The sequence below is a fragment of the Sphingomonas jinjuensis genome, from assembly GCF_014197105.1.
GTDB classification, from domain to species: domain Bacteria; phylum Pseudomonadota; class Alphaproteobacteria; order Sphingomonadales; family Sphingomonadaceae; genus Sphingomonas; species Sphingomonas jinjuensis.
This window is the reverse complement of sequence record NZ_JACIEV010000033.1, coordinates 1-1,144: the sequence shown is the minus strand read 5'-3', so window position 1 is coordinate 1,144 and position 1,144 is coordinate 1. Positions and strand designations below refer to the sequence as shown.

1 protein-coding gene is annotated in these 1,144 nt (G+C 64.5%); it reads left to right on the top strand.

From position 1 onward, the window contains the following. A partial coding sequence (locus GGQ80_RS18275; protein WP_183987543.1) for an IS110 family RNA-guided transposase occupies nucleotides 1-879 on the top strand: 879 nt, incomplete at its 5' end. Between the last annotated feature and the right edge of the window lie 265 nt (nucleotides 880-1,144).

Here is a 1,144-nt window from a genome sequence, read left to right as displayed (position 1 = left end):
GTGGCGATGGAGGCATGTGCGAGCGCTCATCATTGGGCTCGCGAGATCGCCGCGTTTGGGCATGACACGAAGCTGATCCCACCGGCGTACGTGAAGCCGTTCGTCAAACGGCAGAAGAACGACATGGCTGATGCGGAGGCGATCTGTGAGGCAGCACAGCGCCCGACGATGCGCTTTGTCCAAGGCAAGAGCGCGGAGGCACAGGCATCGGCGGTGGTGTTCCGGACCCGCGACCTGCTTGTGCGTCAACGTACCCAACTGATCAACGCCCTGCGCGGCCACCTCACCGAGTTCGGTTACACCGTGCGTCAGGGGGTCGGGCACGTCGGCAAGCTGATCGAGATGGTCAGCGACTCCACCTCCGACATCCCGGCTCAAGCGCGACCCGTGCTGGTTGTGATCGCGCAAGGGCTGGAAGCGCTGCAGACGCAGATCGCCCTGCTCGACCGCGAGATCGCGAGCCGTGCTAAAGCTGATCCCGTGGCAAAGCGGCTGATGACGATCCCCGGTGTCGGCCCGGTGATTGCAACGGCGCTGGTGGCGCTGGCACCAGCTGCCAGCACCTTCCGTCGCGGGCGTGACTTCGCGGCTTGGCTCGGCCTCGTACCCCGACAGCACTCCAGCGGCGGCAAGGAGCGCCTCGGGCGGACAACGAAGATGGGCGAGCGTAGCTTGCGCAGGCTTCTGATCATCGGCGCGAGTTCGGTGACGAAGGTTGCGGCGCGCAGTCCTGATAAAGCCGGCGCATGGCTGGCCGGCATGCTGGCTCGCAAGCCACGCATGCTGATCACCGTCGCGCTCGCGAACAAAATGGCGAGGACCGTTTGGGCGCTGATGGCGCACGGCGGATCGTACAGAGCTCCGGCCGTGGCGGTATGACCACCAAGGCTTGAGGCGTCAGGGACGCAAGGAAGGTCAGTAGAGAGGTATGGCGCAACGGTCAGAAGACGGGGTCGGGAAAACCAGTGAAATGTCCGTGCGCCTCGAGCGCGCAAAAGCGGTGTGGACCCGATCCGCGATCTCCATACAGGCCAGCAGCCGTGATGATGGCTGCATCAACAGGCCGGACACACGGAAGCACCTGAACCTGCGCGATCCAATCTTCCGAACACCCCCTTGTATCCGACGGGGCGTCCACACACGG